We start from the raw sequence: 25,004 nt of genomic DNA, 5'->3' as shown, positions 1-25,004 counted from the left end.
CGGGTGCCCTCTCGAGCATGGACGTCGACATCGGCAACGCGCTCGCGTCGGTCGCTTCCCCGGGCGTCTCCCGGGAGTCGCTGGAGCGCCTGGACGAGCAGGTCGCCGACGCACACGAACGCATCGAGGACGGGATGGCCGACGGGGAACACGGCTACGAGGCGCTGAACCTCCCCGATCGAACCGACCCCGACGAGATCCGACGGACCGTCGAGCCCGTAGCCGACGCCGAGGCCCTCGTGACCGTCGGCATCGGCGGGAGTGCCCTGGGCGCGGCGACGATCACCGAGGCGCTCGCAGCGGAGAGCGAGACCGAGGCCGTCTACCTCGACAACGTCGACCCCGCGTGGGTTTCGACCCACCTCGAGCGACTGCCCCTCGAGGAGACCGCCATCAACGTCGTCTCGCGGTCGGGAACGACCGCGGAGACGCTGGCGAACTTCCTCGTGGTCCGGGAGGCCTTCGAGGACGCGGGCGTCGACTGGACCGAGCGGACGGTCGTGACGACGGGCGAGTCAGGTCCTCTCAGGGATCTCTCGGAGCGCCACGGTCTGCCCTCGCTTTCGGTTCCCGACGGCGTCCCGGGTCGTTTCTCCGCCCTGTCGGCGGTGGGGATGGTCGCCGCCGCCGTCTGCGGCCACGACCTCGAGGCGCTGCTTTCCGGCGCCGCGGCCGAGGCCGAGACGCTGTCGGGCTCGCTGTTCGAGTGTCCGGCCTACGCCTACGGGGCGACCAGTTACGCGCTGGACGCCCGCGGCGCGAGGATGAATGCGATGGTCCCCTACGCCGAGTCCCTCGAGACCTACTCGGAGTGGTTCGCCCAGCTGTGGGCCGAGAGTCTGGGCAAGGACGACCTCGGCCAGACGCCGCTGCGCGCGCTCGGCGCGACCGATCAACACTCCCAGCTCCAGCTCTACCGCGCGGGCCCGCGGGACAAGCTCGTTACGTTCGTCACGTCCGAGGAGGACACAGACCGATCGATTCCCGAGACCGACGTCGAGGACCTCGCCTACCTCGGCGACGCGACGCTCGGCGAGTTGCTCGACGCGGAGTTCGAGGCGACGGAGGCCAGCCTCGCCGCGGCGGGGCGACCGAACGTCCGGCTCGAGCTCGAGCGCGTCGACGAGTACGAACTCGGCGGGTTGCTGTACGGGATGGAGGCCGCCTGTGTGCTCGCGGGCGAACTCTACGGCGTGAACACGTTCGAACAGCCCGCCGTGGAGTGGGCCAAAAAGGCGACCCGCGGACTGCTCGGCGGCGGCGAGTTCGAGGAGGCCGACGCCGTCGCCGAGAAAACCGAGCTGCGGGTCGAGCGATAGCCGCCCGAACGCGGTCGAGGCGCCGAACCGCACCGACCGATTGCGGAGCCCATATGGGCGCGCGCTCGAACACTCCGGTATGAGCGAGACAGCACGGCCCGACGAGGGAGCGGGCACCGACTCGGCGATTCCGTCGCTCGGCGCCGTCTTCGCCGCCGTTACGATGGCCGCCGTTCTCGTTCCGGTTCGGGGCGGCGTCGACGATCCGTTTATCCAGGCGGCCGCGGCGTTCGCGGTCGTGGCCGTCGTCGGATTTCTGGCGCGTCGCCACGGCGCGCTCGACCGAACGCCCGGCGCGCTGGCCGCCGCGGGCGCGAGCCTCCTGGTCGTGTTGCTGACCGGCTACGCCGTCAACCAGGGGACGACCGCCCCGACGACCGTCCCCGGACTCGAGTGGACGGTGTCGTTGATCTTTCTGGCGTTCGTGGCCGCGGGCGCCTCGATCGGGATCGCGGCCGCCGACTACGCCGGCGTCTCGACGGGCGGGCTTGTCGAACGCACGCTTCGGTTCTCGACGATGGTCGTCCTCGGTTTCGCCGGCCTCGTCGGGATGGCGGTGGTCAGCATCGTCTTCGCCCCGTTGCTCGGGACCGGTAACCTCGAGGGCCAACTCCTCCAGTTCCTCTCGACGTCGCTCGGCCTCGGTTCGGTCGCGGCGATCTACATGGCGATGCGGGGGTACGACCGCTCCTTCGTCGATCTCGAGGTTCCCAACCTGCGGGCGGTGCTCTGGACGGTCGGGGGACTGGCGCTGCTGTTCGGCGCGCTGGTCGGGATCTCGCTCGCGATGACGGCTATCGGCGTCGAGACGGCCGAACACGGGACGACCCAGCAGGTCGAACAGAACCCCGAGTTGATCGCCGTGATCGTCCCCGGGATGTTGCTGATCGTCGGGCCGTTCGAGGAGCTGTTGTACCGAAACGTCGTCCAGAAGTCGCTGTACGAGACGTTCTCGCGGTACGGCGCCGTCGTCGTGACGAGCGTCGTCTTCTCGTCGGTTCACGTCTCGGCGTACGGAGTGAACAGCACGGCCGGGGAGGTGCTCGCGACGCTGGTGGTGCTGTTCGGGCTCTCGCTGGTGCTTGGCTTTCTTTACGAGCGGACCGACAACCTGGTCGTGCCGGCGCTGGTCCACGGCGCGTACAACGCGATCCAGATGCTCGTTCTGGTCCTCTAGGTCGGGTTCTTGCGCGCCAGCTCCGAGCCGCAGATCGGACACCGCTCCTTCTGTTCGTCGAACTCGCGACCGCAGCCCTGGCACTGGAACAGCCAGCTTCGCTGTTCGTCGATCCCCTCCCGGGCGATCACCTCGACGTCGACGTTGAGTTTTTCGGCGACGTTTTGCATCGCGTAGTCGTCAGTGACGAGGGTAGCGTCGAGTTCGAAGCTCGCGGCGACGAGCCGAACGTCGGTGTCCGAGAGCACGTCGAGATCGCCCGATTCGCTCGCCGCGCGACGGACCTTCTCGGTCGTGTCGCCGTCGGGGATGTGGACGTGCATCCCCGACCCCTCCATCGCGTCGTAGCGGTAGGCGCTCTCGTCTTCGAGTTCTTCGCGGACGAGCGGGATCGTCGCGATCTGTTCGGTCGTGTGATAGTCGTGGATAAAAGCCGAGGAGTCGAGAACGTACATACCGTTAGCGCTGAACGACGATGTAGTCTTTCACGGCGCGGACGCGGTTGATAGGCACGCGAAACCGGCCGTCGTCGTCGGTGTCGAGGTCGACGGTCTGGTTCGGGAGCTCCTCGTTGGGCTCGATGACGAGGTCGTGGAGGGTCCCCGATTTGATCTCTGTCGTGACGTTGTAGAGCATTCCCAGTTCCGTTCCGTCAGAACCCATGACGGACTTCCCCGAGAGGTTCTCCGCGAGTACTTCGCTCATGCTACCCCGTACTTACTAGTTGCTATTAAACTCCACGGGCCGACCGGGAGCGCTCGAGCGCGACTTCCCGCGGCCGTCCCCGGGGAGTCGTCGGGCCGACGACGATCCCCGTGACGATGGGTTTAACTACCGTCCTACGGACGGTTTACCCAAGACCTTCTCGGGTGGTCACCATGTCTGATTCGGATACACACGACCCCACATCTCTGCGAACGCCGATCGTCGCCGTCCTCGGACACGTCGATCACGGCAAGACCAGCCTCCTCGACAAGATCCGCGGCTCCGCGGTCATCGAGGGCGAAGCGGGCGCGATTACCCAGCACATCGGCGCCACCGCGGTGCCGCTGGACGTCATCTCCTCGATCGCGGGCGAACTCGTCGACCCCGACGACTTCGACCTGCCCGGCCTGCTGTTCATCGACACGCCGGGTCACCACTCCTTTACCACGCTGCGCTCGAGGGGTGGCGCGCTCGCGGACATCGCGATCCTCGTCGTCGACGTCAACGACGGCTTCCAGCCCCAGACGCTGGAGGCGCTGGACATCCTCCAGCGCTCCCAGACGCCGTTTATCGTCGCCGCGAACAAGATCGACACCGTCCCGGGCTGGAACGCCAACGAGGACTCCCCGATCAACGCGACCTACGAGGCCCAGTCCGACCGCGTGCGCGAACGCCTCGACGAGAGCCTCTACGAGATCATCGGGAACCTCTCGGACGAGGGGTTCTCGGCCGATCTGTACTGGCGAGTCCAGAACTTCCAGCGCAACGTCGGCGTCGTCCCCGTCTCGGCGATGACCGGCGAGGGGGTGCCCGACCTGCTGGCCGTGATGATGGGCCTCTCCCAGCGCTACATGAAAGATGAGATGGAGATCGACGTCGCGGGTCCCGGCGTCGGGACCGTCCTCGAGGTCAAAGAGGAGAAGGGCTTCGGCAAGACCGTCGATCTCGTCCTCTACGACGGGACGCTGCGGGCCGACGACACGATCGTCGTCGGCGGCACGAACGAGCCGATCGTCACCGAGGTGCGCGCGCTCCTGCAACCGCGCCCGCTCGAGGAGATCCGCACCGAGAGCCGGTTCGAGAAGGTCGACGAGGTGTCGGCCGCAACCGGGATCAAGGTCGCCGCGCCCGATCTGGGCGACGCCATCGCGGGCGCACCCGTCCGCGTCGTCCGCGACCGCGAGCGCGCGGACGTGATCGCGGAGGTCGAGGACGAACTCGCGAGCATCGCCGTCGACACCGAGGAGACGGGCGTCGTCGTCAAGGCCGACACCCTCGGCAGCCTCGAGGCGATGGCCGACGCTCTGGAGGAGGCCGAGGTACCGATCGTCCGCGCGGAGGTCGGCGACGTCGCCCCGCGGGACGTCTCGGTCGCCTCGACGGCCGAGGAGGGCAAAGAGCAGGTGATCCTCGGGTTCAACGTCGACGTGCTCGGCGACGCCGAGCAACGGGCCGAGATCGAGGACGTCCGCGTCTTCACCGACGAGGTCATCTACCAGCTGATCGAGGAGTACGAGGAGTTCGTCGACGAACTCGAGCGCGCCCAGCAGGACACCATCCTCGAGAACATCGTTCGCCCCGCCCGGTTCCGGATCCTGCCCGATCACACCTTCCGGCAGAACGATCCCGCCGTCGTCGGCGTCGAGGTCAACTCCGGCACCGTCCAGAACAACACGAACGTCGTGAAGTTCGAGGGCAACGAGCCCGAACGGGTCGGTCAGGTCAAGGGCATCCAGGAACAGGGCGAGGACGTCGACGAGGCCCGCGCGGGCAACCGCGTCTCGGTCGCCATCGACGGCCCCACCGTCGGCCGCCAGATCGAGGAGGACGACGAGCTCTGGACCGAACTGCCGGAGAAACACGCGAAAATCTTAGAACAGGAGCTCTCGAGCGAGATCCCCGCCGACGAGCTCGAGGCGCTGAACATGTACCTCGACAAGCAGCGCAGCCGCGATCCGTTCTGGGGCAAGTAGCTACCGACCGTTTGCGGTTCGCGCTCCCGTTTTCGCGCGCGAGTTCGTCTCCTCGAGCGCCTCGTACACCGCCTCGGGATCGTCGATCGCCGAGCGATCGCAGCGGAGGTTCCGGAACCGTCGCTCGAGGACGAGTTCGTCGTCGGTGAGTCGAATCTCGGTGATCCTTTCCCAGGGGACGAGCTTCCTCGAGCGCCCCCGGTCGTAGCGGACGCCGCGGTCGTGGACGCGCAGTTCGCCCCGCTCCCGGCTCGGGTCGGGCGACGTTCGCGCGATCCAGCCGTCGTCCGGATCGAACTCGAGCCAGTTCGAGGCGAGCATGACGGCGCCGTAGACGACCCAGAGCAGCCCGATCGGGTCGCCGAGGCCGAGCGTCCACAGTCCGCCGACGGCGACGAGGGCGGCGGAACCGATCCAGACCCCGTTCCGGGCGAGCGCGCCCGCGGGCCGGTAGCTCCAGATCGCGGTCGGCTCGTCGGGCGTGACCGCCTCGACGAACCGGTTCCGGCAGAGTCGCTCGAGGCCGACGGCCGTAACCGCGAGGACCGCCCCGAGCGCGACCGTCGCGATGAGGTAACGAGCCGTCGGCTCGAGGAGCCCCGCGCTCGGCGCGAGGGCCGCGGCAGCGAACCCGGCCGCCGGCAGGTAACAGACGAGGCGCGACCGCCGACTGCGCCCGATCCGTTCGGGCAGGCCGCGGGCGCGCTTCGCGAGGACGTGCCCGCCGAGCGTGACGGCGGTGACGACCGTCGGGAACGTACCGAGCAGCGCCGCGGTCGTCGCGTCCGCGACCAGCCCGGCGAGGACGACGAGGCCGCCGGCGACGAGGCCGAGGTAGAAGCCGAAGGCGGCCTGAAACCCGATGTCAGGCGGGTCGGCGTCGGGAACGGGCCGACCGTACTCGTGGGACATACACATTCTACGGCACCGTTCAGGAAAAAGATGGGTGATTGACGTGTCGGGACGGTATCACGGTTCGTCGGCCCGCTCGAGGCGCAGTGCAGCGCCGCCCTCGAGCCCCGCGAGCGGTGCCGTCTCGCCGACGCGCGCGACGACGGTGACGGGTGCCGCGGCGCGGGGTTCGCCCGCGGACTCGCGGCCCCTCCCGTCCCCGCTCCTCGTATCGAAGGCTTCGCTCCGCTCGGACCTCGCATCGCTGGCCGGCGTCGGTCCCCAGAACAGACACAGCTTCTCGCCCGCGGGCCAGTAGGCGATCGCCCCCTCGGGGACGACCTCCCGTCCGTCCTCGAGGGGCGCCTCGAGCGACGCCGAGATGTACAGTTCGTCGCCCCAGCGGGTCGCGTCGCCGGAGACGGGGAGGGCGTCCTCGAGCGCGGCCCGGGTTTCGGGCGCGCCGTCGGTCCAGGTCGCGGTCAGTTCGCGGTCGTCGACCATGACGCGGAGGTCGGGCTGGGAGTCCATGTCCGGGAAGTCCCGCGAGAGCCCCCTTCGAGCTACCGATCGCCGCAGGATCGGCCGCCGTCGGTCCGGGTCGGTCGGCGTCGGAACGAGCGCCTGATTAATGGGTTGCTCCTTCCGCCCCAACCGGTAACTGGACGTTTGTGATTCGTTCTGCCATGCTTGTACACCTCAAACAGTACAAACACGAGGAGGTCCAGTTCGACGACAACCGGACGACCGGCGAGTCCCAGACCGAGGACTCGGTCGACAAGGACCCCGAGGAGTACTTCGGCGAGGACATCGACGACTTCGACCTCGAGACCTGGGAAACCATCGAGTACGAGGACGATCCGATCCAGCGCCGCGACGTTTCGATCGACGGCGTGACGGCCGTCTCCGTGCCCGAGGAACCGACCGACGAGGACGATCCGGACCTCCCCGGGCGGACGATCCAGCTGCGGCTGGGCGGGGGGATCGAGTACGTCGAACAGTCCAGGATCGTCGAGGTTCAGGATCTGAACCCGGAGGAGGAAGCCGAGGGAAAGGTCTCCAAGGAGGACGATCCGCAGGGGAAAGCGACGATGGACGAGGAGCCGTAGCCGTCCACGTGCTTCGCCCGGGTCACGCGAGCCGCCTGCCCGCTCGAGGTACCGAAGCGAGAATCTGTCACGTGCGACATTGACAGCGGCTGTCGGGGACGATCCGGTCCCGAAATGGTTTTCAACCGCTCGCGCGGACACTCGGTATGCCGACGGAATCGGACACTCATTATGATCCCTCGCTGGGGAACAAGTTCATTTTCGTCACCGGCGGGGTTATGTCTGGGCTCGGGAAGGGGATCACGGCCGCCAGCACCGGTCGGCTCCTGAAAAACGCCGGGTTCGACGTCACCGCCGTGAAGGTCGACCCCTACCTGAACGTCGACGCCGGGACGATGAACCCCTACCAGCACGGCGAGGTGTACGTCCTGGAGGACGGCGGCGAGGTCGACCTCGACCTGGGGAACTACGAGCGGTTCCTCGACGTCGACATGACCTCCGACCACAACGTCACCACCGGGAAGACCTACCAGCACGTCATCGAGAAGGAACGGGCCGGCGACTACCTGGGGAAGACGGTCCAGATCATCCCCCACATCACCGACGACATCAAACGGCGCATCCGCGAGGCCGCCGAGGGAACCGACGTCTGCATCGTCGAGGTCGGCGGCACGGTCGGCGACATCGAGGGGATGCCCTACCTCGAGGCCTTGCGCCAGTTCGCCCACGAGGAGGACGAGGAGGACATCCTCTTCACCCACGTCACCCTCGTCCCGTACTCGAAAAACGGCGAGCAGAAGACCAAGCCCACCCAGCACTCGGTTAAGGAAGTTCGCTCGATCGGGCTCCAGCCCGACGTGATCGTCGGGCGCTGCGAGGACCGCCTCGAGCCCAAGACCAAGGAGAAGATCGCGCTGTTCTGTGACATCCCGACCGACGCGGTGTTCTCCAACCCCGACGTCGAGGACGTCTACCAGGTGCCCCTGATGGTCGAGGAAGAGGGACTCGACCAGTACGTCCTCGAGCACTTCGGGCTCGCGAACGAGGCCTTACCGGAGGGCCAGCGGGCCAACGAGTGGCGCGAGATCGTCACGACCGAGAAGTCCGAGTCGGTCGACATCGCGCTGGTCGGCAAGTACGATCTGGAGGACGCGTACATGTCGATCCACGAGTCGCTGAAACACGCCGGCTTCGAACTGGGCGCCGACGTCGACGTCCGCTGGGTGGCCGCCGGCGAGGTCGCCGACGGCCACGACGGCCAGCTCGCCGACGTCGACGGGATCATCGTCCCCGGCGGGTTCGGGATGCGCGGCTCCGAGGGCAAGATCGAGGCGGTCCGCTACGCCCGCGAGAACGACGTCCCCTTCCTGGGGCTGTGTCTGGGCTTCCAGATGGCCGTCGTCGAGTACGCCCGGAACGTGCTCGGCCTCGAGGACGCCCACTCCGCGGAGATGAACGCGGAGACGCCCCATCCCGTCATCGATATCCTGCCCGAGCAGTACGAGGTCGAGGACATGGGCGGGACGATGCGGCTGGGCGAGCACACGACGGTGATCGAGCCCGAGACGCTGGCCTACGAGCTGTACGGCGACACCTCCTGCTCGGAACGCCACCGCCACCGCTACGAGGTCAACCCCGAGTACTTCGATCGGTTCGAGGGCGAGCCCCTGCAGTTCTCCGGAACCGCGGGCAACCGCATGGAGATCCTCGAACTCGATGACCACCCCTACTTTCTGGGCACGCAGTTCCACCCCGAGTACACGTCTCGACCCGGCCAGCCGAGTCCGCCGTTCGTGGGCTTGCTCGAGGCCGCGGTCGATCGTACCACAAGCGAAACCGAGGCAACCCACTGATGGTCGATACGCACACGTTCGTCCCCGAGGCAGTCGAAGAGATCGAGAACGAAGTCGGCGACGCGAACGCGGTCATCGCCCTCTCGGGCGGCGTCGACTCCTCCGTCGCGGCCGCGCTGGCCTACGAGGCCATCGGCGACCGACTGACGCCCGTCTACGTCGATACCGGGCTGATGCGAAAGGGCGAGACCAGCCAGATCCGCGAGACGTTCGACTACATGGAGTCGCTGCGGATCGTCGACGCGAAGGATCGGTTCCTCGAGGCCCTCGAAGGCGTCACCGACCCCGAGGAGAAACGCGCGGTCATCGGCGAGCAGTTCATCCGCGAGTTCGAGCGCGAGGCCACCGATGCCAACGCGGACTACCTCGTCCAGGGGACGATCTACCCCGACCGCATCGAGAGCGAGGGCGGGATCAAGTCCCACCACAACGTCGGCGGCCTCCCCGACGTGGTCGACTTCGAGGGGATCGTCGAACCCGTTCGCGACCTCTACAAGGACGAGGTCCGCGACGTCGCGCGCCACCTCGGTCTCGAGGCGGTCGTCGCCGAACGGATGCCGTTCCCCGGCCCCGGCCTCGCCGTGCGCGTGATCGGCGAGGTCACCGAGGAGAAACTCGAGGTCGCTCGCCACGCCTGTCACGTCGTCGAGGAGGAACTCGAGGAGTACGAGCCCTGGCAGGCCCTCGCTGCTGTCATCGGTAAGGCGACGGGCGTGAAAGGCGACAACCGAGTCCACGGCTGGGTCGTCTCGGTTCGGTCGGTCGAATCTCGTGACGGGATGACCGCCCGCGCCCAGGAGATCGACTGGGAGACCCTCCAGCGCATCCAGTCCCGGATCACCGGTGAGAACGACACCGTCGCGCGGGTCGTCTACGACGTCACCCACAAACCGCCCGCGACCATCGAGTACGAATGAGCACGACGGCAATCGTCGCCGGCCCCGACGAGGACGGCATCGGCGACGCCCTCGAGGCGGAGGGCGTCGACGTCGCCCGGGTCGGGGGCGTGCTCTCGCGGCCGACCCTCGAGGAGGCGGGCGCCCTCGAGGCGGACCTGTACGTCCTCACCGACGTCGACCAGGCGACGACGATCCCGATCGTCTGCGACCTCAACGACGACATCCGCACCGTCGCCTACGGCGAACGAACCGTTCCGGAGTTCGTCCGGGGCCAGCTCGATCTGGCGATCGACCCGCAGCTGATGGACGCGGCGCTGGTCGCCGAGGAGCTGGTCGACTGACCGTTCGCGCAGCCGAATCGAACGGGACCGTTCCCGTAACGACCGCTTACTCGCCCGCGGCCGCTGTGAACGGTCTCCGGGACGGTTCCGCGCGGATGAACTCGAGTTAAGCCTGCGGGAACTGGCCGTAAGACGGCTATACCGACTCCCCCGTTCAAGTGGTTCCCGCCGGTACGGACGGACGGAGGTCGACGGGAGACCCCACCAAGTGGCACGATCTGCCAACCCCGTGACTTCCAGCAACCCCACCACAGCACCCTTCCCCCACATTGCCATACCGTTATCCGCTTGATGGGTGAGGCGGGCTCCCTGCACCGGCCCGCGTCACCGTCGCGTTGCTTTCGGGACACCCACCGTGTCCCGGTATGGCTCTCTGGACGCTACTCCTCGAGCCGAGCGTCACGCAGTCGCTTCAGCACCGGGATCTCCTCGAGTCGCTCCTCGGAGAGCAACGCCCAGTCGATCCCCTCGGGTTGCGAGCCGTCCTCGGGTCGGCGGACCGTCTCGGGCGTGACCACCAGATCCATCGAGACGTCGTGGTCGCCGACCGAGATCCCCTCCTCGAGCAGCTGTCGGTCGTGGATCGTCGTCGCGACGGTCGTCGATCCGTCGACGAGCCCGAGCTCTCGGAGGACGGCGTACTCGAGGTCGCTGTACCCCTCGCCCTTGCCGATCCGATCGCCCGTTTCCGTGACGGCGACGCTGCCCGAGACGATCAGGTCGATCGACTCGACGGCCTCCGGGCCGACCTGCTCGCCGTGCTCCGCGGAGCCCGAGACCGTCGTCGCCGCGTCGTAGTCCTCGAGAACGTCGGGGTCGAGTTTCAGGAAACACCGCTCCTCGCGCAGGCGCGGGACGGCCATGTAGACGGTCTTGCCCTCGCGCAGGGCGCGTCGCCGAACCGGAAGCTGGGGCGCGTCGGGGTTGGCCTTGATCGCCTCGGCCGCCGCCCACTCGGGCTGGTCGGCGAGTCGGTCGGCGGCCTCGTCGGCCCCGGCGAAGTTCGGGATCCGACCGTGGGGCGGGAACGGGAACCGGGCGACGCCGCCGTCCTCGAGGTCGTCCCAGATCCGCTCGCGGATCGCCCCCTTCTCGCCGTCGGCGCCGTCACTCGTCGGCATCGAGTTCCTCCGGTTCGACGGCACTCGGTTCGGGCTCCGAGGACGCCTCCTCACCCCCGCGAGCGAGCGTGACGAGCTGGCGCGCCTCCGGCAGGACGAGCTCCTCGAGGCCGAGCCGGACCGCGTCCCGGCTGGCCGGGAGACAGAACACCGGCACCTCGTCGGCGATGCCCGCGAAACACCGCGCGGCGACGACCTGGGTCCCGAACTCCCGGTAGGCCAGCGTCGTGAACAGTTCGCTGAACGCGGTGAGTTGCTTCTCGACCAGCGGCTCGACGGCCTCGGGCGTCACGTCCGCGGGTTCGACGCTGGTCCCGCCGCTCGTGACGATCAGGTCGACGTCGTCGCGGTCGACGAGCCGGGAGACGATCGACTGGATCGTGTCGTAGTCCTTGTTGACGTGTTCCCGCATAGCGACCTCGCAGTCGCTTCCCTCGAGGTAGGTGGCGATCTCCTCCCCGCCCGCGCCGGTGGCGTCGGGACGGTTCGTCGCGACGGTGACGAGGCCGACGCCGACCGGACTGCCGATCGGGTCGGTCCCGTTCTCCGATTCGGTCATGCGTCCCGTTCGGCCGGGAACGGGTAAAGCGCTCGCAAACGGGCGCGTTCGTTCCGCTGGCCCAACTGTTATGTCGGTCGTTTTCGTCGGAGGTGGTGTATGCAAGCGGTCAAAGTCACCGAGCACGGCGACACCGACGTGATCGAGTACGGCGACTACCCCGATCCCGAGGTCGGCCGCGGCGAGGTGCTGGTCGACGTCAAGGCGGGCGCGCTGAACCACCTCGACGTCTGGGTTCGCCGCGGGCTGCCGACGCTCGACCTCGAGATGCCCCACGTGCCGGGCAGCGACATGGCGGGCGTCGTCGAGGCAGTCGGCGAGGACGTCACCCGGTTCGAGCCGGGCGATCGCGTCGCGCTCACCGCCGGCGTCAACTGCGGCGACTGCGAGTTCTGTCGCGACGGCGATCCGACGCTGTGTGTCAACTTCCACCTGATCGGTGAGCACGTCACCGGGGTCCACTCCGAGTACGCCGCCGTCCCCGAGGACAACCTCATCCCCGTTCCGGAGGGCGTCGACTGGGTCACCGCCGGCTCGACCTCGCTGGTCTTCCAGACGGCCTGGCGGCTGCTGATCGATCGCGCGGACATCGAGGCCGGCGAGAAGGTCCTCGTGCTGGGCGCCAGCGGCGGCGTCGGCCACGCCGCGGTCCAGATCGCCGACTACGCGGGCGCGGAGGTGTACGCCACCGGCAGCACGGACGAGAAGCTCCGCCACGCCCGCGAGCTCGGGGCCGATCACGTCGTCAACTACGAACAGCAGAACTTCGCGGAGTGGGTCCGCAGCGAGACCGGCAACCGGGGCGTCGACGTCGTCGTCGACTACATCGGCGCGGGCACCTGGCGCGATTCGATCAAGAGCCTCGCGAAGAACGGTCGGCTGGTCACCTGTGGCGGCACCGCGGGCGGCAACCCCGAGACGGACATCCCGCGGATCTTCTGGAACCAGCTGCAGATCATCGGCTCGACGATGGGAACTCCGGGTCAGGTCGACGACGTGATGGAACTGGTCTGGGACGGCACCTTCGAGCCCGCGATCCGCGAGGTGCTCCCGATGAGCGAGACCGCCCGCGCCCACGAGATCATCGAGTCCCGGGAGGGGTTCGGCAAGGTCGTCGTCCGCCCCGACAGCGAGCTCTGACGGTCCGGAAGCGCCGTCCCCCGCGAACCGTGACTGCTTTGGCGATCGGCTCGAAACCTCCAAACGTGACCTCGAGCGACGACGGCGGCTACGTTCACGACCCCTCGAGCTTCGACGACGAGAGCGAACGCCGGGAGGGGAGCGACGGCGCCGACTGGGTCGACGACCCCGCCCACCCCGAGGCGTCCGACCGGGAGTTCGACTGGCGCGGCTGGACGCTGGTCGCCGTCGTCCTCTTCGCCTTTATCGTCTCGCCGGGGATCATCCTGCTGTGGCCCCCGGCCACCGACTACCTGTTCGCGCTGATCGCGCTGCCGCTGGCTCCGGCCATTTTGCTCGCCGTGACGGCCGTCTGGGCGACGACCCGACCCTGACTCGAGGCGTCGACGATTACGATCGCGTTTCTCTTCCCGTCGCACCTGCCACTTTCTCCGAGTTATAACTACCGTCGGATCTTATGGTTACTCCATTGATGTTAGCTCGAATATAGTAAAGCTTCAGTAGCGATCGGTGGGTAACTATGGTACGCGATACCCGACGATCGTTCGTCCGCAACGCAGCAACCGTCGCCTTCGGGGGCGCCGCGCTCGGCGCCGCCGGCACGAGCGGGGTCGCCGCGGCCGACTCCGAGTACGAGGCCGCCGTCGAGGCAGCGATCCACGACCGGGTCAACGCCGTTCGCGCCGAGCACGGGCTCGAGGCGCTCTCCGCTCGCGAGGACCTCGCGACGGTCGCGGACTCCCACAGCCGGGACATGGCCGAGCGGGGGTACCTCTCGCACACCTCCCCGGAGGGCGAGACGATGACCGATCGGTACGAGCGGTTCGACGTCGACTGCCGTGGATGGGCCGAGAACATCCTGTACAACTACGCCAGCGACGAGTCCCCAACTGCGGCCGCGCGGCGAAGCGTCGACCAGTGGATGGAAAGCAGCGGCCACCGACGGAACATTCTCTCGACGTCCTGGACCGCCGAGGGGATCGGCGCGGCCGTCGCCGACGACGGGCGGCTGTACGTGACCCAGAACTTCGGCGTGGACTGCCGGTAAACTACCCTACCCTACTTCGCTCACCCCATACGGGGTTCGCTCGTTCCTTGCGGTCGGAGGCTCCTCCTCGAATTATGCTGAACTGCCCTGGTTCGGCCCGCGCGGCCGAGCGCCCGATTCCGACGATCGGGGCCTTCGAGGGCGCCGCGCTCGAGGCGGACCCGGTCGACTATAGTAGCCACTGAAAGTCAGTGCGCACCCGATCGGACGACGGCTGGACGATCGGTGTGCAAACCGTTTCAGTTGTTACTATAGGCCGCAGCTAACCCGCGTTCGGGCGTCCGAACGCGGTTGGGCCGATCGTAACGCCGCTTCGAAAATCGAAACTGTCCGTCGCCGCTACTCCGAGCGCACGTCCCGACGCATCGCGATCTCGAACCACGGGCAGAGACGAAGCTGGCGGTACCACTCGGGACGGGAGTGGAGCCGCTCGTAGGGAACCCACATCAGGCCCGCGACCTCCTCCTCGTCGGGCTCGAGCGTGCGGTCCGACAGGGTCAGCTGCAACACGGCACAGACCTCGTGTTCGACGCCCGCGTTCTCGAAGTAGCGCTTGTACTCGAAGCGGTCGGTGACCCGCAGGTCGTCGTACTGATCGGGGGTAACGCCGAGTTCCTCCTCGAGGCGCTGGCGGGTCGCCTCCTCCTGGCTCTGACCCTGCACGGGGTGGGAGGCGACGGTGCCGTCCCAGTGGGTCCCCCAGAGGCGCTTGTCGGGGGCGCGCTGGGCCAGCAGGACGTTGTCCTCCTGATCGAAGACCATCGAGGTGAACGCCCGGTGGCGGATCCCGTCGCCAGTGTGGGCCTCGAGACGGTTGACGAGCTCGAGTTCGGTGTCGTCCTCGTCGACGGCGATGACGTCCTGTCGCGCGTTTTTGTGGGGGTCCTCGTCCCGTGACGTACTCATATCCGCACAATCACAGCGGGTCTTGAAACCAGTATCGGCTCCGATCGGGGCGACGCCGTCGCGGCGGTATCAGGCGCCGAACGGCCACCGGCCGTCGTCGTCCGGGTTCGGACGGTAGCCGTCCCCGACGGCGATCGTCAGCGCCGCGGATTCGGTCTCGAGTTCGAGGGTTTCGGTCTCGAGCATCTCGCCGTCGAGGCTGTACTCGACAGAGTCCCGCAGGCTCTCGATCGTGAGCGAGGGAGTCCGCCGCCGGACGACGTGGGCGTTCCCGCGGTCGAACAGCCGCTCGAGGGCGGTCTCGCCGAGCAGGTCGAGCGCGCCGGCGTCCTCGACGATGGTGACTTCGAGGAGCCCGTCCTCGACGTCGGCCTGGGCGGTCCGCGTCCCCGAGAACCGTCGGCAGTTCCCCACCAGGACGAACATCGCCTCGCCGGTCCAGGACTCGGCGACCTCGCCGCTCGGTCCCTGGGCGGTCTCTACCCGCAGGGGTAGCGATTCGAACGACCGAACGGTCTCGATCCCGTTCATGACGTACGCGAGGACCCCGAACTCCGCTTTCCCCTCCGCGGAGGTCTCGCTGCTGGCCTCGGCGGTGATCCCGCCGACGCAGGAGTTGACGAACGTTCGGTCGTTCGCGATCCCCAGATCGATCGCCCGCCGTCGCCCGTTCTCGATCACGTCGAAGGCGTGCTCGATTCCCTTGAGGCCGATGTTCGACGCGAAGTTGTTGCCCGTCCCCGCCGGCACGACGGCGACGGTCGTCGTCTCGAGCCCGTCGGCGCTCGCGAGCCCGTCGACGACTTCGTTGACGGTCCCGTCCCCGCCGGCGGCGGCGACGAGATCGGCCTCGTCGGCCGCCTCGCGCGCGAGCCGCTGTCCGTCGCCGGCCGCCTCGGTTTTTCGCACGTCGAACCCGCGTTCGGTCGCCAGTTCGACGACGTCCTCGACGTGATCCTCGCTACCGCTGACGGGGTTGAGAACGAGCACCCGTTCGGTCGCGTCGTCCACGTGCATGCGACGAGATATGCCGGGCGTGCGCAAAAGGGGCCCCCCGGCGTATGCACTCGCATGTACGCCGTAGACCTGCACGCGCACACGCGGTTCTTCCACGGTCGTCGGGAGCTGGGTGATCGGTTCGATCCGCTGGGCGTTCGACTGCTCGCTCGAGCCGCCCGGTACCGCGGCCTCGACGGGGTTGCAACGACGAACCACGACTACTACACCCGGCTGAATCCGTCCGCCGACGTCGCGACGCTGCCGGGGATCGAGATCACGACCGACCGCGGGCACGTCCTGGTCGTCGGTCCCGATCCCCCCGCCGAGACCGAGCCCGGCGAGCTCACGCCGGGGGAGGCGGTGGAACTGGCCCACGACCGGGGCTGCGCGGCGATCGTCGCCCACCCGTTTCGCAACAGCACGGTCCGCGAGGTCGAGGACGTGCCCTTCGACGCGATCGAGGTCAACGGCAAACACCCGCGCTCGCGCCCGCTCGTCGAGCGGCTGGCCGAGGACCGGGGGCTGCCGCTGGTCGGCGGGAGCGACGCGCACTACCCCTTCGAGGTCGGCCGGGCCCACACCGTCGTCGACGCAAAGCAGCTCACCCCGGAGGCGGTCGCCGACGCGATCCGCGACGGACGCGTCGAGGCCCGGGTCTCGCGATCGCCGCTGGATCGGCTGCTCAGGCGAGGGTATCGGGCGATCCACCGCCAGAAGCGGGTGATCGACGCGATCGAATCGCCGACGCCGGGCGTCGGCGAGCCTCCCGGCGAGGACGAGCCCGCCGGCGATGGAACGGACCCGGTTCGAACCGACGGCTCGAGCGACCCTCGAGACGGCCCCGACTAACCGAGCTGTTCGTCCAGGATCAGCCGCGTCTGGGTGCTGACGACCTCGTCCTGGTCGCGGGCCTGCGTGATGAGGTCGTTGACGCCGCGGGTGTCGGCCGCGTCGACGACGAGGACGATGTCCTGCTCGCCCGAGACCATCCAGACGAAGTCGACCTCCTCCCACTCGGCCATCCGCTCGGAGACGGCCTTGGTGTCGACGTCGACGGCGACGCTGACCTCGATCATCGCCTTCACGTTGCCCGTGTGCGTCGAGATCGTAAAGCGCTCGATCACTCCCTCGTCCATCATCCGCTCGACGCGGTTTCGCACCGTTCCCTCGCTCGTCCCCACCTCGTCGGCGATTTCGGTGTACGGCGTGCGGGCGTCCCGCCGCAGCGTGTCGAGGATCTCTCGGTCCAGCTCGTCCATGAGATGCGTCGCTACGGGCGACCCGCACTTACCGATTACGAAATTCGTAACTGAGCTTCGAAGGCAACACTTATGCCCGGCTATCCAATACGTAGTTCGTAATGACAGCTGCCTACGTTGCACTGGAGGGTGGCCACGTGATCGAGGGACGTGGTCGCGCTCCGGGAACGGCTCGTGGCGAACTGGTTTTCACCACGGCGTACACCGGTTACGAGGAGAGCCTGACCGATCCCTCCTACGAGGAGCAGGTGCTGACCTTCTCGTACCCGCTGATCGGAAACTACGGCGTCCGCGAGGAGCGCTTCGAGGACGACCGCGCCCACCCGCGGGCCGTGCTCTCCCGGGAGCTGACCGACGACGTTGCCGACTGGCTCGAGTCCGAGGGCGTCCCCGCGATGGACCACCTCGACACGCGCGAGGTCGTCACCGACATCCGCGACGAGGGCGCGATGAAGTGTGGCATCGCCGTCGGCGAGGACGCCACCGAGGAGGACGCCCTGGCCGAACTCGAGGCCTGCAAGGAGATGAGCGAACACACCGAGATCGGCGCCCAGGTCAGCGTCGACGATGTCGAGGTCCACGGCGCCGACAACGACGGCGCGACTGTCGCCCTGGTCGACTGCGGCGCGAAGGGCTCGATCCTCGACTCGCTGCTCGAGCGCGACGCCGAGGTCCACGTGTTGCCCTACGACGCCGGCGTCGAGGACGTCGCGGCCGTCGACCCCGACGTCCTGTTCGTCTCGAACGGCCCGGGCGACCCGGTCAACTTCGAGGAGACGATCGAACTCGTCGAGGAGTCCGTCGGTGAGGTGCCGATCGCCGGCATCTGCCTCGGCCAGCAGATCGTCGCCGAGGCCCTGGGCGGGAGCACCGAGAAGATGACCTTCGGCCACCGCGGCGTCAACCAACCCGTGCTCGACCTCGAGTCGGACCGCGTGGTCATGACGACGCAGAACCACGGCTACGCCGTCGCTGAGCCGGGCGAGCACCTCGAGGTCACCCAGATCAACGTCAACGACGACACGCCCGAGGGGCTCGACGGGATCGACCACGACATCCTCACCCGCCAGTACCACCCCGAGGCCAACCCCGGTCCCGAGGACACCCTCGACTTCTTCGACGACGTCCTCGCGATGGCCGGCCACCACAGCCAGCGAGCCGTTCCCGCCGACGACTGACGCCGTTCTCGATTCTACCGATCCGGATCGGAAGCGCCGCGAGCCGGCCGACTACGACGAGCCGGCGACGATCTCCGCGACCCGCTCGCGGTCGAACAGTCGCTCGTCCGCCGGGATCTCGGGGTAGGACTCGCCCGACGAGTGGCCGGGCCACTCGCCGAACCGCTCGGGGTAGAGCTGCTTGGCGGTCATCTCGAGCTGGAAGAGGTTCATCAACGGCCCCTGGTAGCGCATCCCGCCGGCGACGACGCGGTCGTTCTCGACGGCCGTCAGCGTGCTGCCGACGGGGTGGTCCTCGAGCCGTTCGCGGACGCTCGCGATATCGTACTGGGGGGTGATCCCCCAGAGGTGGAGGACGACGTCCGGGTCGGCGTCGGCCATCGCCTCGTAGTCGATGACGCCCCAGTCGCCCGACCACTCGCGGTCGGCGAGGGCGTCGCGCGCGTCGAGCGGTCGCGTGTCTGCCTGCCAGAAGCCGTCCGCGTTGAGGTGGTACGCGTAGAACTCGCCGTCGCCGAGGGTGACCCGCGCGGCGGTCGGCCGCTCGTCCTCCGGCGGCAGGTTCGACTCGATGGTCGACCGCAGGTCGTCGTGGACGGCCGCGAGCGCATCGTAGCGCTCGCCCTCCCGGAACACGGCCGCGACGCGCTCGAACAGCTCCCAGAGGGAGTAGTACTCGTAGCCGTCGGCGTAGGCGTCGGCGGGCTCGCTGTGGACGCCGCTGTGAAAGTTGCCGAACCACGGTCCCACCGCGTCGGCGACCTCCTCGAGGTCGGCCTCGCTCCAGCCGTCCTCCGTGGTCAGGACGTAGGACGGATCCAGGAAGTGGACGTCGCTGTCGAGTTCGTAGACCTGCTCCTTGACGAGCCCCTGCTCGAGGGGGTTCGGGAGCCCCTCCCACTCGAAGGAGACGCCCTCGAGGCGGTCGTAGAAGGCGTTCATCGTCGGACCGGCCATCTCGGGGGAAAACAGCGAGTTCGCCGCCTCGCCGTGGCCGAGCGCGACCATCATATCGGCGTACTGCGGGAACGTGACGAGGGCGTCCTCGGGGACGGCGTCGAACTCGACTTCCCCCGCCGGGGCCAGCGTCGCGGTGTGAGAGTCGGCGGCCGTTCCGTTCTCGTCGCCGCCTTCGGTTTCGCTGACACAACCGGCCGTCGCTCCGGTACCGACGGCGACACCCGCCGCGAGGAGTTCCCGTCTGGTTCGTTCGAACGAACGCGTTTCGTCCATGCGAATTAGGCTAACCTAAAAACGTAAAAGCCGATCGATCGGAATCGGGGGACGGAGCCGATGCCCCGAAGCGGCGACCGGACCGACGCGGAGTCGTGGGTGGCGGTTAAGCGGTCGGCGGACGATACCGTCACCGACCGTCATCATGGCCAAGCGAAACCCGGCTGTTCCGGAGGCACTGTGGCGTCGGCTTCGGGGCCGGTTTCGATAACCGCCGGCGCGGGGGTTCGGCGTCGACGCTGGTCGTCCGCGTACCGGAGGTATTTTGTATCGATAGCGGCGAGGTGCGGGTAGACGGCACGGCCAGTCAGCTACCTTTCAGCCCGCGTGGTTTCCACGCGCGGTCACCGCTGACTGGCCTACCCCGTCTCTCTACTACTCGCGAGCGACCGCTGTCGTCGCTGTGACCCTCGAGTCGCGCGAACCGAGAGCACCCGAAGTGGCCACGATAACGCTTTTCCCGGAGCGACGGCCTCGACGAGCCCCTGCCTCCCCGTCCGTTCAGTCGTGTCTGAACGACCGGTGGCCCGTAAACGCCATCGCGGATCCACCTTTTTCCGCTCGGGTTCACTCACTACGTTCGCTTACCCTCGCGAAAAAATCTGGACCAAAAACCGCTCACTCGCGTCGCTCGTTCGCGGATTTAGTCGTGGCGAAAGCTCCGCTGGCCCGTAAACGCCATCGCGATCCCGTGCTCGTCGGCGGCCTCGATCACGTCGTCGTCGTTGACCGAGCCGCCCGGCTGGATCACGGCCTCGATCCCCGCCTCGGCGGCCTCCTCGATCCCGTCGGGGAACGGGAAGAAGGCGTCCGAGGCCATCACGGCGCCCTCGGCGTCTTTCCCCTCGGCGTGTTCCTCGGCCTTCATCGCCGCGAGCCGGACCGCGTCGACCCGGGAGACCTGTCCCATCCCGACGCCGACCGTCTCGGTGCCCTGCGCGAGGAGGATCCCGTTGGACTTGACGTGTTTCAGCGTCTGCCAGGCGAACACCATCGACTCGAGTTCCTCATCGGTCGGCTCGCGCTCGGTGACGACCTCAAGGTCCTCGCTCGAGATCGGCTGGAAGTCCCGCTCCTGGACGAGCCGACCGCCGACCAGCGGTTTCTCCGTGAATCGCTCGGTCGGCTCCCCCAGCGCTCGCGGTTCACCACCGTCGTCTCGCGGCTTCGCCGCTTGACTGTCCGCGGAACTTCGTTCCGCGCTACTCGCATCCGAGGCGCTGCGCGCCTCGCGGCCCACCTCGAGCACCCGCAGGTTCTCCTTCTCGCGAAGGGTCTCGAGGGCGGCCTCGGCGTAGCCCGGCGCGACGACGACCTCCTTGAACGAGTCGATCACCAGCTCGGCGGTCTCGGCGTCGCACTCCCGATTGAGGGCGACGATACCGCCGAAGGCGCTCATCGGGTCCGTCGACAGGGCCCGCTCGTAGGCCTCCGCGAGCGAATCGGCCGTCGCACAGCCCGCGGGGTTGGTGTGTTTGATCACCGCCGCCGCAGGCTCGTCGAACTCCTTGATCAGGTTCAGTGCGCCGTCGGCGTCGTTGTAGTTGTTGTACGACAACGCCTTCGCGCCCTCGTTCAACTGGTCGGCGTGGACGACGCTGGCCTCGTCGCAGGTGTAGTCGGTATAGACCGCGGCGTCCTGGTGGGGGTTCTCGCCGTAGCGCAGCGTGTCGGCGCGGTCGTTCGAAACGATGCGGCGGGACGGCAGGCCATCGTGATCCGCGTCGTCGACGCCGGCGACGTCAGCCTCGACCGTCACCTCGTCCGCCTCGAGATCCACATCGACCGCATCCTCGGCGAACCACTTCACCGCCCGCGGGTACGCGCGGAACTCGCCCTCGCGGAGGACGCGTTCCTTCAGCCGTTCCTCGTCGTCGCCCTCGTAGATCGGCACCGGCTCCTGGGTGACGATCGGGCCGGCGTCGACCTCGCTCTCGACGACCTCGCCCTCGTCGTCGGTCGCGTCGGTGACGACGTGGACCGTACAGCCCGTCACCGAGACGCCGGCCTCGAGCGCGTCGCCCCAGGCGTCGGCGCCGGGGAAGGCGGGTAGCAGGGAGGGGTGGACGTTCAGCGTCGTCGGCTGGGCCTCGAGGAAGGTGTCGGAGAGGATTCGCATGTAGCCGTCCAGACAGACCAGGTCGAACTCGTGGTCGGCCAGGGCCTCGGTGACGGCCCGTTCGTGCTCGCGGCGGTCCATCCCGTCCTCGAGCGGGACGACCTCGGTGGCGATTCCGCGCTCGGCCGCGGCCTCGAGGACCGGCGCCTCCGGATCGTCCGAGAGGACGACAGCGAGTTCGGCCCCGCCGGGTCGGCGGTCGGCGACGTTCAACAGGTTGCGCCCACGGTTGCCGGCCAGTCCGGCGATTCGGGTCATGGTCGAACCCGCGCCCGCGACCGGGAAAGCCGTTGCGGTCTCGATCGGCAAGTTATACATCATCGAGTATTATTGCGGCAGCATTTCCTCGACAGACCGAAGAAATATGCACAGTCGTGGCTCCCCGTTTCGATACGTTTTTCCACCCCGCTGGAAAGGATCGGAACGATGACCGACACCAACGCGCTGTACGCCGTCTCGCCGATCGACGGCCGCTACGCGGGACGAACGGAGCGGCTCTCGCCGTACGCCAGCGAGGCCGCGCTGATGCGCGCTCGCGTGCGCGTCGAGGTCGAGTACCTGATCGCCCTCGCCGACCTAGAGGCGACGCCCCTGGAGCTCTCGCTGGACGACCGCGAGCACCTGCGCGGGCTGTACCAGCACTTCGCCGAGGAGGACGCGCGACTGATCAAGACCCTCGAGACCGACGGCTACGGCGAGTACGAGGCGACCAACCACGACGTGAAGGCCGTCGAGTACTTCCTTCGCCACCGCATCCCGGAGGGCAGCGACGCGGGCCCCTGGATCCACTTCGGGTTGACCAGCGAGGACGTCAACAACCTCGCCCACCGACTGCTGCTGGCCGAGGCCGTCGACGAGGTGGTGCTGCCGACGCTGTACGGGATCCGAAAGACGCTCGCCGAGATGGCCCGCGAGCACCGCGACCTGCCGATGCTGGCTCGCACCCACGGCCAGCCCGCGACGCCGACGACGTTCGGTAAGGAGCTGGCCGTCTACGCGGCCCGGCTCGGTCGCGCGACGGGTCGGATCCGGAACGCGGCGGACGAGCTCTCGGGGAAGCTCGGGGGCGCATCGGGGACCTACGCGGCCCACGTCGCGGCCTACCCCGACGTCGACTGGCCCGCCTTCGCCGAGGCGTTCGTCGAGGATCTGGGCCTCGAGTTCACCTCATTGACGACCCAGGTCAACCCCTGCGACGACCTCGCGGCGCTGTTCGACGCCCTGGGCGGTGCCAACGACGTGTTGCTCGATCTGGACCGGGATATGTGGCTCTACGTCTCCGATCGCTACCTCGGCCAGGAGGCCGTCGAAGGCGAGACGGGCTCCTCGACGATGCCCCACAAGGTCAACCCGATCGACTTCGAGAACAGCGAGGGGAACCTCTCGAAGGCCAACTCGGATCTGGTCTTCCTCGCGGACTACGTCACCACCTCGCGGCTCCAGCGGGATCTCTCCGATTCGACCGTCAAGCGAAATATGGGAGCCGCGCTCGCCCACTGCCTGATCGGCTACGACAAGACCGCCGCGGGCCTCGAGAAGGTCGTCCCCAACGAGCAGGTGATGCGCGACGAGCTCGAATCGACCCCCGAGATCATCGGGGAGGCCGTCCAGACGATCCTGCGGCGGGAGGGTCAGGAGGACGCCTACGAGCGCGTCAAGGAGCTTACGCGCGGGCGGACGGTCACGCTCGAGGACTTCCACGAGCTGTTCGCCGACCTCGAGGTCGACGACGAGGTTCGCGCGGAGCTGCGCGAGCTGACCCCCGCCGACTACACGGGCGTCGCGAGCGAGCTGGTCGGGGCCCAGGGTCGGGAGTAGGCGCTCCGTCCGGGATTCGCCGCCGACTCCGCCGATCAGTACTGATTTGAGCGGGCATCGCTAACCGTCGGCCATGATCGAGTACCTCTTTCCCGAGATCGCGACGGCTCTGCTCTTTCTGATCGGGATCGTCTGCCTGATCGCCCTGCTATACATCTCGATCAAGTGGTAAGCGGCGCCTCGTCCGTCGTCCGCTCCCGCAGCGACGGCGAGTCGTGTCGTGTCCGAACCGCTCACCGAAGGAGGGTCTCGAGGGTCCGTTCGACGGCGTCGGCCGCGGCCTCGACGTCCGGGAGCCGAACGTACTCGCGCTGGGCGTGGGCGACCGCGCCCGTCTCGTCGGCCAGCACGCCCGGCCCGAAGACGACCGTCGGCGCGTCCGCCGCGAAGAAGGAGGCCTCCGTCGCCGCGCCGAAGGGGCGAACCTCGCCCCCGCCGGCGTCCGCGAGCGCCCGCACCAGCGGATCGTCCTCGTCGGTGACGAACGGGTCCGGAAACGGCGTATCCGGGCGGATCAGTTCGACCGAGGTCGAAAGCTCGTCCGGCGTGTGCGCCGTGAGATACGACTCGAGGGCCGCGCGAAACGAGTCGCTGGTCTCGGGCGGGACGTTCCGTCGGTCGAACGTGATCCGACAGCGCCCCGGGACGCGGTTGGGCGCGTCGCCGGCCTCGAGCCCCGACGGCGTGAGCTTCGGCTCGCCGAGCACCGGGTCCGGGTCCGGACCGACGTCGTCGTCGTAGCGCCGCAGGGACGCGAGGACGTCGGCGACGCCGAACACCGGATTGCGCTCGGCGGGGACGCTCGCTGCGTGGCCGGCCTCGCCCTCGACCGTCACGGTTCCCTCACACTGTCCGCGGGCGGCGACGCAGACGTCGAGGCCCGTCGGCTCGCCGACGACGTAGCCGTCCGCCGACAGCGTCTCCTCGAGGTGGGCCGCGCCGGTCATCAGCGTCTCCTCGTCGGGGGTCAGCGCCAGCGTGACCCGCCCCGCGGTCGGCTCCGCGCGGAGAAAGGCCGCCAGCAGAGCGGCGAGGGGGCCCTTCGCGTCGCAGGCCCCCCGTCCGGAGACGACCTCGCCGTCGCGCTCGTAGGGGACGTGGGGCGCGACGGTGTCGAAGTGGGTGTTGAGCACGTAGTGGGGGCCGTCGTCGTCCCCCCGAGTCGCGAGGACGGAGCCGCGGGCGTCGACGTCGGGTTCGTGGCCGGCCTCGCGCAGCGTCTCGAGCAGCAGTTCGCGCATCGCCGAGACGTCCTCGTGGGAGGGGGTGCGGACGGCCTCGGCGTGGAAGGTAGTGATGTCGAAACTCATGCACACTCCGCCGTCGTCTGGCGACGGCGCGTCGGTACCGACACGTTCCGGACGCCGGGACATAAGCTCACGCCTTCGCAGTGCGAAACGGCGACCGGGACGCCGGG

At 68.3% G+C, this 25,004-nt stretch carries 25 protein-coding genes; 13 read left to right on the top strand and 12 right to left on the bottom strand.

Translation table 11 applies throughout. The features are described from left to right. The first annotated feature begins 17 nt into the window (after positions 1-17). A complete protein-coding gene (locus tag GWG54_RS10945; protein ID WP_167937805.1) occupies positions 18-1,319 on the top strand; it encodes a glucose-6-phosphate isomerase in 1,302 nt (433 codons plus the stop codon). A gap of 79 nt (positions 1,320-1,398) precedes the next feature. Continuing rightward, positions 1,399-2,496: a CPBP family intramembrane glutamic endopeptidase gene (locus GWG54_RS10940; protein ID WP_167937804.1), complete on the top strand. Its 1,098-nt coding sequence runs from the start codon at positions 1,399-1,401 to the stop codon at positions 2,494-2,496. On the opposite strand, the gene GWG54_RS10935 is transcribed toward GWG54_RS10940, so the two are convergent. Together GWG54_RS10935 and GWG54_RS10930 are read right to left on the bottom strand one after the other, a co-directional pair. Beyond that, positions 2,493-2,951: an NOB1 family endonuclease gene (locus tag GWG54_RS10935; protein WP_167937803.1), complete on the bottom strand. Its 459-nt coding sequence runs from the start codon at positions 2,949-2,951 to the stop codon at positions 2,493-2,495. The two genes, GWG54_RS10940 and GWG54_RS10935, sit on opposite strands and share 4 nt — an antisense overlap. A gap of 4 nt (positions 2,952-2,955) precedes the next feature. Beyond that, positions 2,956-3,201 carry a PRC-barrel domain-containing protein gene (locus GWG54_RS10930; RefSeq protein WP_167937802.1) on the bottom strand — a complete coding sequence of 82 codons (246 nt, stop codon included), beginning with the start codon at positions 3,199-3,201 and terminating at the stop codon, positions 2,956-2,958. A gap of 173 nt (positions 3,202-3,374) precedes the next feature. Here GWG54_RS10930 and infB point away from each other — a divergent pair, with 173 nt between their 5' ends. After that, positions 3,375-5,174, top strand: coding sequence for a translation initiation factor IF-2 (infB, locus tag GWG54_RS10925; protein ID WP_167937801.1), 1,800 nt, complete (start codon positions 3,375-3,377; stop codon positions 5,172-5,174). On the opposite strand, the gene GWG54_RS10920 is transcribed toward infB, so the two are convergent. Both GWG54_RS10920 and GWG54_RS10915 read right to left on the bottom strand, forming a co-directional pair. Beyond that, the gene (locus GWG54_RS10920) at positions 5,175-6,086 is read right to left on the bottom strand and encodes a hypothetical protein (protein ID WP_167937800.1); all 912 of its coding nucleotides are present in this window, start codon (positions 6,084-6,086) and stop codon (positions 5,175-5,177) included. 57 nt (positions 6,087-6,143) lie between these two features. Next, on the bottom strand, positions 6,144-6,596 hold the full coding sequence (locus GWG54_RS10915) for a cyclophilin-like family protein (protein ID WP_167937799.1): 453 nt from the start codon (positions 6,594-6,596) through the stop codon (positions 6,144-6,146). A gap of 155 nt (positions 6,597-6,751) precedes the next feature. Here GWG54_RS10915 and GWG54_RS10910 point away from each other — a divergent pair, with 155 nt between their 5' ends. The 4 genes from GWG54_RS10910 (at position 6,752) to GWG54_RS10895 (ending at position 10,207) form a co-directional block, all read left to right on the top strand. Further along, positions 6,752-7,174 carry a hypothetical protein gene (locus tag GWG54_RS10910; RefSeq protein WP_167937798.1) on the top strand — a complete coding sequence of 141 codons (423 nt, stop codon included), beginning with the start codon at positions 6,752-6,754 and terminating at the stop codon, positions 7,172-7,174. A 146-nt stretch (positions 7,175-7,320) separates the two neighbouring features. Continuing rightward, positions 7,321-8,967: a CTP synthase gene (locus tag GWG54_RS10905; protein WP_167937797.1), complete on the top strand. Its 1,647-nt coding sequence runs from the start codon at positions 7,321-7,323 to the stop codon at positions 8,965-8,967. Continuing rightward, positions 8,967-9,884 carry a glutamine-hydrolyzing GMP synthase gene (guaA, locus tag GWG54_RS10900; protein WP_167937796.1) on the top strand — a complete coding sequence of 306 codons (918 nt, stop codon included), beginning with the start codon at positions 8,967-8,969 and terminating at the stop codon, positions 9,882-9,884. Before GWG54_RS10905 ends, guaA begins: the two co-directional genes overlap by 1 nt. Beyond that, positions 9,881-10,207: a hypothetical protein gene (locus GWG54_RS10895; RefSeq protein ID WP_008426877.1), complete on the top strand. Its 327-nt coding sequence runs from the start codon at positions 9,881-9,883 to the stop codon at positions 10,205-10,207. Before guaA ends, GWG54_RS10895 begins: the two co-directional genes overlap by 4 nt. Before the next feature lie 380 nt (positions 10,208-10,587). Here GWG54_RS10895 and GWG54_RS10890 read toward each other — a convergent pair whose 3' ends face one another. Continuing rightward, positions 10,588-11,328 (bottom strand): 5-formyltetrahydrofolate cyclo-ligase, encoded by a 741-nt coding sequence (locus GWG54_RS10890; RefSeq protein WP_167937795.1) that lies wholly within the window; start codon positions 11,326-11,328, stop codon positions 10,588-10,590. After that, entirely contained in the window at positions 11,315-11,887 is a 573-nt protein-coding gene (locus tag GWG54_RS10885) for a molybdenum cofactor biosynthesis protein B (RefSeq protein WP_167937794.1), read from the bottom strand. Before GWG54_RS10885 ends, GWG54_RS10890 begins: the two co-directional genes overlap by 14 nt. A gap of 99 nt (positions 11,888-11,986) precedes the next feature. On the opposite strand from GWG54_RS10885, the gene GWG54_RS10880 reads away from it, so the two are divergent. The 3 genes from GWG54_RS10880 to GWG54_RS10870 all read left to right on the top strand — a co-directional run bounded on the left by GWG54_RS10880 (position 11,987) and on the right by GWG54_RS10870 (position 14,075). Then, positions 11,987-13,027, top strand: coding sequence for a zinc-binding dehydrogenase (locus GWG54_RS10880; RefSeq protein WP_167937793.1), 1,041 nt, complete (start codon positions 11,987-11,989; stop codon positions 13,025-13,027). Positions 13,028-13,092: 65 nt separating this feature from the next. Further along, positions 13,093-13,401: a hypothetical protein gene (locus GWG54_RS10875; RefSeq protein WP_008426884.1), complete on the top strand. Its 309-nt coding sequence runs from the start codon at positions 13,093-13,095 to the stop codon at positions 13,399-13,401. 146 nt (positions 13,402-13,547) lie between these two features. After that, entirely contained in the window at positions 13,548-14,075 is a 528-nt protein-coding gene (locus tag GWG54_RS10870) for a CAP domain-containing protein (protein ID WP_167937792.1), read from the top strand. A gap of 339 nt (positions 14,076-14,414) precedes the next feature. On the opposite strand, the gene GWG54_RS10865 is transcribed toward GWG54_RS10870, so the two are convergent. Further along, positions 14,415-14,981: an NUDIX domain-containing protein gene (locus GWG54_RS10865; protein WP_167937791.1), complete on the bottom strand. Its 567-nt coding sequence runs from the start codon at positions 14,979-14,981 to the stop codon at positions 14,415-14,417. Positions 14,982-15,050: 69 nt separating this feature from the next. Next, positions 15,051-15,998: a diacylglycerol kinase family protein gene (locus tag GWG54_RS10860; RefSeq protein ID WP_167937790.1), complete on the bottom strand. Its 948-nt coding sequence runs from the start codon at positions 15,996-15,998 to the stop codon at positions 15,051-15,053. A gap of 54 nt (positions 15,999-16,052) precedes the next feature. On the opposite strand from GWG54_RS10860, the gene GWG54_RS10855 reads away from it, so the two are divergent. After that, the gene (locus GWG54_RS10855; RefSeq protein WP_167937789.1) at positions 16,053-16,829 is read left to right on the top strand and encodes a PHP domain-containing protein; all 777 of its coding nucleotides are present in this window, start codon (positions 16,053-16,055) and stop codon (positions 16,827-16,829) included. Here GWG54_RS10855 and GWG54_RS10850 read toward each other — a convergent pair. Continuing rightward, positions 16,826-17,239, bottom strand: coding sequence for an Lrp/AsnC family transcriptional regulator (locus GWG54_RS10850; protein WP_167937788.1), 414 nt, complete (start codon positions 17,237-17,239; stop codon positions 16,826-16,828). The genes GWG54_RS10855 and GWG54_RS10850 overlap by 4 nt on opposite strands. Before the next feature lie 101 nt (positions 17,240-17,340). Here GWG54_RS10850 and carA point away from each other — a divergent pair, with 101 nt between their 5' ends. Then, positions 17,341-18,417 carry a glutamine-hydrolyzing carbamoyl-phosphate synthase small subunit gene (carA, locus tag GWG54_RS10845; RefSeq protein WP_167937787.1) on the top strand — a complete coding sequence of 359 codons (1,077 nt, stop codon included), beginning with the start codon at positions 17,341-17,343 and terminating at the stop codon, positions 18,415-18,417. A gap of 51 nt (positions 18,418-18,468) precedes the next feature. Here the strand turns inward: carA and GWG54_RS10840 are convergent, their stop codons facing one another. Together GWG54_RS10840 and purN are read right to left on the bottom strand one after the other, a co-directional pair. Next, the gene (locus GWG54_RS10840) at positions 18,469-19,650 is read right to left on the bottom strand and encodes an ABC transporter substrate-binding protein (RefSeq protein WP_167937786.1); all 1,182 of its coding nucleotides are present in this window, start codon (positions 19,648-19,650) and stop codon (positions 18,469-18,471) included. 643 nt (positions 19,651-20,293) lie between these two features. Beyond that, on the bottom strand, positions 20,294-22,027 hold the full coding sequence (gene purN, locus GWG54_RS10835) for a phosphoribosylglycinamide formyltransferase (RefSeq protein ID WP_167937785.1): 1,734 nt from the start codon (positions 22,025-22,027) through the stop codon (positions 20,294-20,296). Positions 22,028-22,195: 168 nt separating this feature from the next. On the opposite strand from purN, the gene purB reads away from it, so the two are divergent. Next, entirely contained in the window at positions 22,196-23,587 is a 1,392-nt protein-coding gene (gene purB / locus GWG54_RS10830) for an adenylosuccinate lyase (RefSeq protein ID WP_167937784.1), read from the top strand. 233 nt (positions 23,588-23,820) lie between these two features. On the opposite strand, the gene GWG54_RS10825 is transcribed toward purB, so the two are convergent. After that, positions 23,821-24,897 (bottom strand): M20/M25/M40 family metallo-hydrolase, encoded by a 1,077-nt coding sequence (locus GWG54_RS10825; protein ID WP_167937783.1) that lies wholly within the window; start codon positions 24,895-24,897, stop codon positions 23,821-23,823. Between the last annotated feature and the right edge of the window lie 107 nt (positions 24,898-25,004).

This window comes from Natronococcus sp. JC468 (genome assembly GCF_012163165.1).
GTDB classification, from domain to species: Archaea; Halobacteriota; Halobacteria; order Halobacteriales; family Natrialbaceae; genus Natronococcus; species Natronococcus jeotgali.
The sequence above is the reverse complement of the archived record's forward strand: the minus strand, read 5'-3'. Positions and strand labels throughout refer to the sequence as shown.

What these genes read in the sequence shown, in the direction of transcription:
- GWG54_RS10850 (WP_167937788.1), bottom strand. Translation starts at nt 17,239, where the DNA reads ATGGACGAGCTGGACCGAGAGATCCTCGACACGCTGCGGCGGGACGCC.
- GWG54_RS10880 (WP_167937793.1), top strand. Translation starts at nt 11,987, where the DNA reads ATGCAAGCGGTCAAAGTCACCGAGCACGGCGACACCGACGTGATCGAG.
- GWG54_RS10855 (WP_167937789.1), top strand. Translation starts at nt 16,053, where the DNA reads ATGTACGCCGTAGACCTGCACGCGCACACGCGGTTCTTCCACGGTCGT.
- GWG54_RS10840 (WP_167937786.1), bottom strand. Translation starts at nt 19,650, where the DNA reads ATGGACGAAACGCGTTCGTTCGAACGAACCAGACGGGAACTCCTCGCG.
- GWG54_RS10890 (WP_167937795.1), bottom strand. Translation starts at nt 11,328, where the DNA reads ATGCCGACGAGTGACGGCGCCGACGGCGAGAAGGGGGCGATCCGCGAG.
- guaA (WP_167937796.1), top strand. Translation starts at nt 8,967, where the DNA reads ATGGTCGATACGCACACGTTCGTCCCCGAGGCAGTCGAAGAGATCGAG.
- GWG54_RS10860 (WP_167937790.1), bottom strand. Translation starts at nt 15,998, where the DNA reads ATGCACGTGGACGACGCGACCGAACGGGTGCTCGTTCTCAACCCCGTC.
- GWG54_RS10910 (WP_167937798.1), top strand. Translation starts at nt 6,752, where the DNA reads ATGCTTGTACACCTCAAACAGTACAAACACGAGGAGGTCCAGTTCGAC.
- GWG54_RS10940 (WP_167937804.1), top strand. Translation starts at nt 1,399, where the DNA reads ATGAGCGAGACAGCACGGCCCGACGAGGGAGCGGGCACCGACTCGGCG.
- GWG54_RS10945 (WP_167937805.1), top strand. Translation starts at nt 18, where the DNA reads ATGGACGTCGACATCGGCAACGCGCTCGCGTCGGTCGCTTCCCCGGGC.
- carA (WP_167937787.1), top strand. Translation starts at nt 17,341, where the DNA reads ATGACAGCTGCCTACGTTGCACTGGAGGGTGGCCACGTGATCGAGGGA.
- infB (WP_167937801.1), top strand. Translation starts at nt 3,375, where the DNA reads ATGTCTGATTCGGATACACACGACCCCACATCTCTGCGAACGCCGATC.
- GWG54_RS10865 (WP_167937791.1), bottom strand. Translation starts at nt 14,981, where the DNA reads ATGAGTACGTCACGGGACGAGGACCCCCACAAAAACGCGCGACAGGAC.
- GWG54_RS10895 (WP_008426877.1), top strand. Translation starts at nt 9,881, where the DNA reads ATGAGCACGACGGCAATCGTCGCCGGCCCCGACGAGGACGGCATCGGC.
- GWG54_RS10920 (WP_167937800.1), bottom strand. Translation starts at nt 6,086, where the DNA reads ATGTCCCACGAGTACGGTCGGCCCGTTCCCGACGCCGACCCGCCTGAC.
- purB (WP_167937784.1), top strand. Translation starts at nt 22,196, where the DNA reads ATGACCGACACCAACGCGCTGTACGCCGTCTCGCCGATCGACGGCCGC.
- GWG54_RS10825 (WP_167937783.1), bottom strand. Translation starts at nt 24,897, where the DNA reads ATGAGTTTCGACATCACTACCTTCCACGCCGAGGCCGTCCGCACCCCC.
- GWG54_RS10885 (WP_167937794.1), bottom strand. Translation starts at nt 11,887, where the DNA reads ATGACCGAATCGGAGAACGGGACCGACCCGATCGGCAGTCCGGTCGGC.
- purN (WP_167937785.1), bottom strand. Translation starts at nt 22,027, where the DNA reads ATGACCCGAATCGCCGGACTGGCCGGCAACCGTGGGCGCAACCTGTTG.
- GWG54_RS10905 (WP_167937797.1), top strand. Translation starts at nt 7,321, where the DNA reads ATGCCGACGGAATCGGACACTCATTATGATCCCTCGCTGGGGAACAAG.
- GWG54_RS10935 (WP_167937803.1), bottom strand. Translation starts at nt 2,951, where the DNA reads ATGTACGTTCTCGACTCCTCGGCTTTTATCCACGACTATCACACGACC.
- GWG54_RS10930 (WP_167937802.1), bottom strand. Translation starts at nt 3,201, where the DNA reads ATGAGCGAAGTACTCGCGGAGAACCTCTCGGGGAAGTCCGTCATGGGT.
- GWG54_RS10915 (WP_167937799.1), bottom strand. Translation starts at nt 6,596, where the DNA reads ATGGACTCCCAGCCCGACCTCCGCGTCATGGTCGACGACCGCGAACTG.
- GWG54_RS10870 (WP_167937792.1), top strand. Translation starts at nt 13,548, where the DNA reads ATGGTACGCGATACCCGACGATCGTTCGTCCGCAACGCAGCAACCGTC.